The organism is Kaarinaea lacus (assembly GCF_975902315.1).
Window position 1 is genome coordinate 1 of record NZ_CDLKIE010000420.1, and the last position, 8,273, is coordinate 8,273.

Sequence of the window (8,273 nt, forward strand, 5' to 3'; positions counted from 1 at the left end):
CCTGGCTGGATCTGCGTTATGGTCATGGTTATTCCTGGCGTTTGCTCTACCTGCACTATTGTCTCCCCTGGTATGGTTACTACTCCAGGAAGCATTTACCCAAACCACAATATGGGGCCAACTCATGCTGGTCTCCATGTTAACTTTCTGGGGAACAATACGTGCTGAATCTGCATTTAACCGCTATCGGCAGAACAGTCGACAAAACGTCAGCCTGGTACAGGAACTGGCTGCAGCGAAACAGGAAGCCATCGACAACACCATCGAGCTGGAACGCGCTCACGACAAACTAACCATTGAGATTGAAGAACGTAAAGTAATCGAGGAAAAAATTCGCGCTTCCGAGAAAGAAACTGCTCGCATCCTGTCAGATATGCAGGACACCTACTTTCAGGTCGACGCCAAAGGATATATCAAAAGGCTTTCACCTTCGATACAAACCTTACTGGGACAATCTCCTGAATCATTACACAACACCAGTTTCTCTGAACTGTTAGTTACCAAACAAAACTACAGCAGCCTTATCAAGGCTATGGACACCCAGTGTGGTTCGGTACAAAATTTCGAGGTACGGCTGAAGCATAGCCTCGGAAATTCTATTTGGGCTTCGATCAACGCTCATTATTCCAGTAATAACGAGGGAACATCGCATGGTTTTGAAGGCACCATGCGTGATGTCACTGCAGATAAAGAAGTGGAAGAAAAAATATTCCAGGAAAAAGAACGGTTACATGTAACCCTGGAGTCCATCGGTGACGGCGTGATTTCAACGGATCCTGAAGGCAGGGTTGCTTACCTCAACCCGGTTGCAGAAAAAATGACAGGCTGGGATGAAAAAGAAGCGACAGGTAAAGCCCTGAATGATGTCCTTAAACTGCTGGATGAAAAAACCAGCAAATCCGTTAACATCCCGATCGTAAAATGGTTAAACCAGAAGCGTCGCGTAAGATTAAATAATCCTGTCACCCTTGTTAATCGCAAAAAAACCAAGGAATACACCATTGAATTTTCCGGATCACCCTTGCGCAACTCCAGGGGTGTCGTTATCGGCGCCGTATTTGTATTCCATAATGTGACCAAGTTGCGAACATTAACCAAGCAACTGTCGTATCAAGCTACACACGATGCGTTGACGGGTTTGATAAACCGTCGCGAATTTGAAGTCCGCGTCAAACAGGCGATCAAAGGCGCACAAAGTGATAATAAAAATCATGCGATGTTTTACATTGATCTCGACCAGTTCAAGATCGTCAATGACACCTGCGGCCATCATGCTGGAGATGAACTGTTAAAACAAATAACCACCCGCATACAAGATTTATTACGTGAATCGGACACGCTGGCCCGGCTGGGCGGTGATGAATTTGGTGTACTACTGGTAGGATGCCCTGTACAACGAGCCGTAGAAGTCGCGGAAAAAATTCGCGCGGATGTCGAGCAATTTCGCTTTCCCTGGGAAGATCGGATATTTCGTGTCGGTACCAGTATCGGTCTTGTGCCGATCACACCAGAAACTGGAGACCTCACTGAGCTATTGAGCGCTGCAGACTCTGCCTGTTATGTTGCCAAAGAAGGGGGACGCAACCAGGTACACGTTTATAAAACAGATGACAAAGCCATCGCCCAGCAACAGGGACAAATGGCGTGGATGCCACGGATTCAAAAAGCTTTGGAGAAAGGTCTTTTCGAACTACATTTTCAATCAATTATTCCTATAAAGAATGCGCAATCCGGACGTTTATCAGGGGAAGTCCTGGTACGTATGGTCGATGAAAATAAACAGCCACCCGATCATTGCATACCTCCTAATGCATTTATTCCTGCGGCCGAACGTTATCAATTAATGCCGAAAATTGATCGCTGGGTAATTGCAAAAACTTTTGAATTGGTAAGCAAACAAAAAGACATCCTGAAGCATTGGGAAATGTGTAGCATCAACCTCTCTGGCCAGTCCATGGGTGACACTAAACTACTTGAATTCATTTTGCAGGGATTGAAAAAAACCAACCTGCCTGCGGATGTACTATGTTTCGAAATTACTGAAAGCTCTGTTATATCCAACATGGAAGAAGCCCAGGTTTTTATTAACACATTACAAAAACTGGGCTGTAAGTTTGCGCTTGATGATTTTGGTACCGGCTTAAGCTCATTCTCTTATCTTAAAAACCTGCCCGTGGATTTTGTCAAACTGGATGGTGAGCTGGTGAGGGATATTGCCAAGGACAGGACCAGTTACGCCATGGTAGAGGCAATAAACCGGGTAGCCCATGTGATGGGTATTAAAACCATTGCCGAGCATGTTGAAACGGTTGCCACCATTAATGCGTTAAAACAAATCTCTGTGGATTACGCCCAGGGTTATGTGGTAGATACACCACAGGCCTTCCCCGGATTTACGCAAAGGTCTGCGGAAGCTTCCTGAATAATTTGCGGATATAAAACGGATTAGCCTGCAATTGCTAACGTGGTTATGACGGCGGCAATCACCGCAAGCACCCCGAACAGCCGTTCTTTTTGCCGAAATAGTACAATCGCGGAAGCGATAATCGCCGGAATGACTGAAAAAACACCCAGCGCAATACCACCTGCAGTCATTCCATTGCCTGTTGTTAAATGTGGCAGATACCAGTGGCCGTCAGGTTGAGCACCTGTTGCACCCTGCCATATTTCTTCGACTGTTTTTCCTTCCCATATTGCCGACAACATATATGATGGATCAATATAATTGTTCGTTGTAACGAAGGTAATAATAGAACCTGCAAGAACCATGAATGTTGCCGCGATGGTTATCCAGTAAACCAGGTCTCCATAAACGATACCGGCAATCGGTGCCAGGGGTTTATCATGATGACCTTCATCATAGGTTTCGTGTAATTCTTGATCCATGTGAGTCATGTTCTAGCTCCTGAAATTCTGTCTACGCTTAATCTGTTGACCCTTAAATTACCGGGATATCGATACCGAATAATCCTTCGATACCACGCGAAATAAGTTTTATGCTGGTTAGAATAAGTAACACAATAAGGATATTGCGCACAAAACCTGCTTTGATTTTTGCCAGGATATGGGCCCCAAGGATACCGCCGATCACCTGCCCAATCATCCAGGGCGCGGCAATAATGGCAATGAGCGCACCTTTTACGATGTAGGGCCAAATCGCCGCCGCATTACCAATCGCCAGTAGCACACCGCTGGAAGCAGCAGATACTTTAAGAGGAACGGTCATTACCAGGTTTAAAACAGGCACTACCGCCCAACCACCGCCTAAGCCGAAAAAGCCACCGGTGAATCCCACTGCGAAAAACAAGATACCACCTAATAACGCTTTGGTTGGTTGATAGTGAACCGTTTTATTGAGTGACTCTTCCCAGTAACGGGACTTGAGATTCAGTTTGTCGCTGAGCTTGTCAATTTTTTTAGCTTGCGGGTATTCGTTTTTTGAGCCACCCAAAATAAACATCAAGGCGATAAATACCAGCACACCACCCAGTAATAATCGAACAATCGCGTCGCCCGTTTCACCCATGTTTTCAGACATGCTGATAGCCACCTGGGAACCGGCCATGGCGCCGATGATGATTGGTATTGCGCAATAAAAAACCAGTCGAATGTCCGCCAGTCCTTTACGCATAAACGGCCCGGATGACACCAATCCACTGAACATAGCCACCACCAATCCAGTTGAGCGAACCAGTAAAGTATCAACTGAGGTAAATCCCAACATTACGGGTGTAAATATGACACCACCTCCAACTCCACCGAGCACTGCGACGATCGCAATAATTAAGCTCAATACAAAAGATCCGACGACAATACCCCATGCCGCCAACGGAGTGAGCACTTCGGTGCCGGACATTTCCGTAAACATGCCCATAATGGCATAGGCAGCGATGGTTAATATGATAAGAAGGGTGAGTTCCGGGACTCGCTTCAGGAGGTCCGCCATAAGTGCCTCTCAGTCTAATTATTTTGGTTTATTAGAAGATTCTAAAAATGATACGCATTCTACACAAATACTCCCAATAATTTCATTATATTTATTAATGTGCGGTTAAATGAAGCTCGGCTGGACTATAAGAATTATAGCGCCACATCAATATGTTATGGGCGTTTTGATTAAAAAGGAGGCGCGTTAGATCGTTGACAGGAATCTAATGGAGAAACAGTATTTCAGATAACATTGATCCGGATTAATTGATAATACATTAGTTATTCCAGCCGAACCCGGTAAACTTCCCGTAAAGAAGTAATGCGCTCTCGAGCCAGGCGCAATGCATTCTGGGTCAGAGGAATCATACCGTCCTCGAGCGCTGTACTCTGAATTTCATCAACACCCACGTGTTCGGAGACCAAAGCACGCATATTGTTTGTCATCATGAGTAATTCGTAGACGGCAGCTCGACCACTATAGCCCGTTTGGTTGCAGGTCTCGCAACCCACACCTCGATAAAACTTTTCCTCAGGCCCAATATTCAATACGGCGCGAACAGCATCTTCAACCGGCTCCTCCTCCAGACAATGGGGGCAATTAGTACGAACCAGGCGTTGCGCCAATACACCAAGCAAGGTGGTTTTTAATAAATAGGGTTCAATATCCATTTCAATAAGGCGAGCAATGGTGCCGGCACCGCTATTGGTGTGCAGGGTAGATAATACCAGGTGACCCGTTAACGCACACTCCACGGCAATTTTTGCGGTTTCCTGGTCTCGAATTTCACCGACCATGATGACATCAGGATCATGGCGTAATATGTTGCGCAACGCACGGGCAAACGTGTAATTGGGCGCTGTGTTTACCTGGATCTGTTGAATACCGGGAACATGGTACTCGACCGGGTCTTCAACGGTAATAATATTAACGTTCTGTTTAATGACTTCCTGTAAAGCCGCATACAGGGTTGTTGACTTACCAGAACCCGTCGGGCCGGTAACCAGCAACATTCCATAACTCTTGTGCAACATGTGTGTTATCTGTTCTTCATCATGAGCAGTGAATCCCAGCTCATGTATGTCTCGTAATCCTTCCTGTTTGTTCAGCAAACGAATAACAACACTTTCACCGTTAATTGTCGGCATTACGGATATCCGTAAATCCACTTCGTTGCCCTGACTGACAAACTTGGTGCGACCGTCTTGCGGTAGCCTTCTTTCTGAAATATCCATGCGCCCCAGTATCTTGATGCGACTGACAATTGCCGGTAGTAATAACTTGTCAAAAGTCTTGAGTTTTACCAGGCTGCCATGAATTCTCAGCAACAAATCAACATCCTCTTCATTAGGCCGCAGATGAATATCCGATGCACGCCTTTGTATCGCATCCAGCACCATATGATTGACTAACCTGACAGTAGGCTTTTCCATTGCCAGGCGTGTCATATCCGCCTGCTCACCACCTTTACCATCCTGCGGCTGCAGGGTCTGCTGTTGCATTTCCTCCATGGCCTTGTTGTCGTTGTAATTGCCATAATAATTATTGATTGCCCAGTCAATGTCCTGCTTAGTGGCTACCGCAACTTCAATTTCACTGGCCGTAGTAAATCGCAGAACACTAACCATCTCGGTGTGCGCCGGGTTGGCGACTGCAACAACCACGTGCCCTTGCTCGCGAAACAAGGGCATAACGCTGTATTTACGCGCAATATCTTCCGATAAATAGGTGAGTACAGAGGGATCAATATCAAAATTGCGCAATCGAACGAATGGCAGGCCCAGCTGCATTGCCAGTGCGTGATAAATTTCATCAGTAGTAACAACACCGCTGGCTTCCAGCAGTTCCCCCAGTTTTCTTTCCGGCTCCCGTTGTTGGCTGACCAGTGCGTTGCGTAACTGCTCCTGTGAAATTAACTGTTCGTCAACCAGAAACTCACCAAGCGGTTTATCGATCTGTGGCGGCAGATGTTGCAATGCCAATTTCAAATCAATTGAATTACTGGCAATCTGGGAAGAATCACGATGGTACTCTGATGGATCCAGGGCTATCTTTTTAAGCAGGGGTCCTATGCGATATTGCTGCAGCACCTGCAATGGTACGAACATACGAAACGTGTTGCCCAAAGTATCCCTGGGGAATAAATGCAGCCCATATTCATCAACCTGCCAACTCCAGGTCTCCCCTTCTATCACTCGGTTATCGTTGTAGTGCAATTGAAAAGGCTGTGGCACTTCTGGTAATTGCACATCGCCACCGCGCGTCGTTAGAGGATGACGGCCCTGGCGCGACATAATTGCGGCGTTGATTTTAACAGAGCGAATAATACTGAAGCTGATATCACGGGGACGATTGTCGCGAGCCGTCTTGATTACCACACTTTGCTGCGGTCCCTGCAGTGCAAGCAAGGTGCCTTTTTCAATCCCGCCACTCAGTAACTGCACTTCCATTTCGGCGCCTGCCAGGGCATCGGCATCGGATTTCATGCTCAAAGGAGGCTTGGGAAGATCTATAATGTTTTGCGCATTGCTACTCATGGAGGCACTAATTATCCTGGCAAGATCCACTGTGGTACTCCCACTTACTAAGGGAGATAAATCCTGTCTTACACCTTTATTATCGGCGGGAAATAGAGATTGGTTAAATATTCATCTACAAGGCGTGGTGCAACAGGAAACGCCAGGTAATCCGGGTTAACCGGTTGTTGTTACTCAGACTGGAGCGCTGATTTTACCGTTTCCGCATCCAGATGTGGCGCCAGTTCTTCAATAAAACGGTATACATACGATCGCAAAAACGAGTTTCTGCGTAATCCCACCCAGGTCGTACTGGCCGGGAATAAATGTCCCAGATCCACCATACGCAGAGCATTATCCTGTTGTGGGTCATAAGCCATTTTGGCGACCAATCCAACACCCAATCCCAGTTCCACGTAGGTTTTGATCACGTCAGAATCAAGTGCAGTGAATACGATATTGGGCTCGAGCTCGGCTCGCTCAAATGTTTCGCTCACCAATGTTCGACCCGCAAAGGCAAAATCGTAAGTAAGAATGGGGTAATCTGCCACATCTTTCAGGGTCACCGGTTTTTTATCCAGCAATGGATGATCCGGCAGTGTTAAAGCACAACGATTCCACTGATAGCAGGACAATGCCACCAACTCCTTGCTATGTGAAATCGCTTCGGTAGCAATCACCATTTCCGCATCTCCGTCGACAACCATTTTGGTGATTTCTTCCGGGTACCCCTGCTTTATAAACAATTTTACTTTGGGAAACTGGCTAACAAAATTTTTAATGACCCTTGGCAAAGCATAACGTGCTTGAGTATGCGTTGTCGCAATGGTCAGGCTACCACTTTTTTCCTGTTTAAATTCTTCACCAATAAGCTTAATGCTCTCAATGTCGCGCAATATACTTTGCGTTTTCAACAGGATTTGTTCCCCGGCAGGAGTAATTCTGGTCAACCGCTTTCCTTCACGGGTAAAAATGGGTACACCAATTTCATCTTCCAGCAGGCGGATTTGTTTACTGACGCCAGGTTGCGAGGTATAGAGCGCATCGGCGGCATCTGAAACATTTAAGTTCCGGTTGGCGACTTCAAATACATATCTTAATTGATGTAATTTCATAGTCTTACCCGCTTGTTCGTTTCAATTTGAAATCAGCTTATTATAACCTTTCGATCTAATTTTAGAATTCTTTATTCTTGTCAATTCTAGACTAATTTAGTTAAGTTAACAGCATTGCCCTGTTTGAAACCGAATTTTAGTCGGAGGTAACTTATGCGCGCTGTAGAAAAATTGCTGGCGACAAAACGCTTGCTAACCCATTTATCAAGAGACTTTACCCCTGTAGCCATGTTCCAGTCGTTCAGCGTAGAAGACATGGTGTTAGCCGATTTGATTTATTCCGACCTGGTACATCAGGAATACTCCAGCATAAAGATGTTCACCATAGACACGGGCAGGTTGCCCGATGAATCACATCGCTTAATGGATGAGATCCGCGAACGGTACGGTGATATCTTCAAGGTGTACTACCCAAACTCTGTTGAACTGGAACAATTTGACCACCAGTATGGTGCTCGACGTGACAAGGAGGAGCACATCAATGAAGTACGATTGCTTAAACCCCTGCAACGAGCATTACACCATCATGATGCCTGGATTACCGGTTCCAACGTGTTGAACAATACTGTTTCTAAATCGTGGGTTACCTGGGATGAAACACACCAGATACCTCGCTTTAATCCTTTATCTCGCTGGACTAAAGATGAAATCCACAGCTATAGCAAACACCACAACTTGCCAGTACACGGTTATTTGGTCGAAGCTCAGCAAAGA

6 protein-coding genes are annotated in these 8,273 nt (G+C 45.9%); 2 read left to right on the plus strand and 4 right to left on the minus strand.

Annotated features, from left to right (window positions below):
- The coding region (locus tag ACWVCM_RS13245; protein WP_455202234.1) for an EAL domain-containing protein at positions 1–2,422 on the plus strand (2,422 nt) is incomplete at its 5' end.
- A 23-nt stretch (positions 2,423–2,445) separates the two neighbouring features.
- On the opposite strand, the gene ACWVCM_RS13250 is transcribed toward ACWVCM_RS13245, so the two are convergent.
- The 4 genes from ACWVCM_RS13250 to ACWVCM_RS13265 form a co-directional block, all read right to left on the minus strand.
- Positions 2,446–2,895: a hypothetical protein gene (locus ACWVCM_RS13250; RefSeq protein ID WP_455202235.1), complete on the minus strand. Its 450-nt coding sequence runs from the start codon at positions 2,893–2,895 to the stop codon at positions 2,446–2,448.
- Positions 2,896–2,938: 43 nt separating this feature from the next.
- Positions 2,939–3,946 carry a sulfite exporter TauE/SafE family protein gene (locus tag ACWVCM_RS13255; RefSeq protein ID WP_455202236.1) on the minus strand — a complete coding sequence of 336 codons (1,008 nt, stop codon included), beginning with the start codon at positions 3,944–3,946 and terminating at the stop codon, positions 2,939–2,941.
- A 263-nt stretch (positions 3,947–4,209) separates the two neighbouring features.
- Positions 4,210–6,495 (minus strand): GspE/PulE family protein, encoded by a 2,286-nt coding sequence (locus tag ACWVCM_RS13260; RefSeq protein ID WP_455202237.1) that lies wholly within the window; start codon positions 6,493–6,495, stop codon positions 4,210–4,212.
- A 140-nt stretch (positions 6,496–6,635) separates the two neighbouring features.
- Positions 6,636–7,559 carry a CysB family HTH-type transcriptional regulator gene (locus tag ACWVCM_RS13265; RefSeq protein ID WP_455202238.1) on the minus strand — a complete coding sequence of 308 codons (924 nt, stop codon included), beginning with the start codon at positions 7,557–7,559 and terminating at the stop codon, positions 6,636–6,638.
- A gap of 153 nt (positions 7,560–7,712) precedes the next feature.
- Here ACWVCM_RS13265 and ACWVCM_RS13270 point away from each other — a divergent pair.
- On the plus strand, positions 7,713–8,273 hold a 561-nt coding region (locus ACWVCM_RS13270), incomplete at its 3' end, for a phosphoadenosine phosphosulfate reductase domain-containing protein (protein ID WP_455202239.1).